At 59.2% G+C, this 1,515-nt stretch carries 2 protein-coding genes; one reads left to right on the forward strand and one right to left on the reverse strand.

From position 1 onward, the window contains the following. Positions 1 to 474: porin (locus F3H41_RS21125; protein WP_149740715.1), on the reverse strand; the 474-nt coding region annotated here is incomplete at its 3' end. A 579-nt stretch (positions 475 to 1,053) separates the two neighbouring features. On the opposite strand from F3H41_RS21125, the gene F3H41_RS21130 reads away from it, so the two are divergent. Further along, positions 1,054 to 1,515 (forward strand): porin (locus F3H41_RS21130; RefSeq protein WP_149740716.1); only part of this gene is annotated, 462 nt, incomplete at its 3' end.

A 1,515-nucleotide genomic window follows, 5' to 3' on the forward strand; every position in this document is an offset into this window, starting at 1 on the left:
GCCGAGGGTATCGGTTTCGCCGTTGATGCCCTTATCCCACCAGTTGTAGAAGAAGCCAGCCTTCAGGCCGCCGAGCTGGATGTAGGCTTCATCAAGGTCGATGATCGAGTCGCTGACGCCAGCAGCGACGGAAGCGTCGTTGTCAGCGTTGAATTCAGCAGCGAAGAAGCCGGTCAGCGTGCCATACTCGGTGTCGGACTTGGCGTCGAACGAGATGTAGGCGCGGGAGAAGGAATCCCAGTCAGACGTACCCGAAGCGTTCGGGGAGAAGCCGGTCTGAACGCGGATGAAGCCGCCGATCTTCAGGCAGGTTTCGGTGCCCGGGATGTAGAAGTAGCCGGTGCCGAAGGCGTCGCAAACGCGGACGTATTCAACGGGTTCCGGCTCGGCAGCGACGATGGCGTCGGCAGCCTGGGCACCGGAAACTGCTGCGAGAGCTGCAGCGGAGCCGAGGAGAAGGCTCTTGATGTTCATTTCTGACCTCCAGTCAGATTTCACCTCAAGTGCCTGAAAATGCTGAAGGGGGCCGTTCTCGATGGCGTGCGGGCGCAGTTCTGCGGGCCGAATCTTTCCGGGCGGCCGCTCCAGGCGATTCCATCGCTTACGATTCGATACGGCGAATCCCAGGGTCGATTTGCGCCTGGACGCGCGGATGAAAGAGATGATTCCGAGCGCCGCCCCTGTCCGGAAAATGGATGGCCGAGCCGAACCGTGTGCTGAAAATGGCCCGAAATGCCACATTTGCGGGTATCGGGTGCGCGCCAAATGTGGCGGAGCACGCCCTCATCTCTCGGATTTCATTAAGCAATTGTTAAGACCTTGGCCTCCTGGAGGCGATTTTGTGTCGTTTGGGCAACAGGCCGATCAGAAGGCGGGACGAAAGGAAGGGAACAATCAAGTTGGTGATTGCGTGACCGGCGCCGTCTTGTATTTTCAACTTCGGAAGCGAGGGCGGTTGATCGTCCGACTTCTTAAACGTTGGGGATGGGGCAGGGAACGCTGTCCTTCAGCAAAATACCCAGACCCGTTTGAAACTTTGACTGGAGGTCAGAAATGAACATCAAGAGCCTTCTTCTCGGCTCCGCTGCAGCTCTCGCAGCAGTTTCCGGTGCCCAGGCTGCCGACGCCATCGTCGCTGCCGAGCCGGAACCCGTTGAATACGTCCGCGTTTGCGACGCCTTCGGCACCGGCTACTTCTACATCCCCGGCACCGAAACCTGCCTGAAGATCGGCGGCTTCATCCGCGTTCAGACGAACTTCGGCCCGAACGCTTCGGGTACGTCTGACTGGGATTCCTTCTCCCGCGCCTACATCTCGTTCGACGCCAAGTCCGACACCGAGTACGGCACGCTGACCGGCTTCTTCGCTGCTGAATTCAACGCTGACAACGACAGCGCCGTCGGCGACTCGCTCATCGACGTTGATGAAGCCTACATCCAGCTCGGCGGCCTGAAGGCTGGCTTCTTCTACAACTGGTGGGATAAGGGCATCAACGGCGAAACCGATACCCTCGGC

This window comes from Rhizobium sp. RU20A (assembly GCF_900155885.1).
In the GTDB taxonomy this organism is placed as follows: Bacteria; Pseudomonadota; Alphaproteobacteria; order Rhizobiales; family Rhizobiaceae; genus RU20A.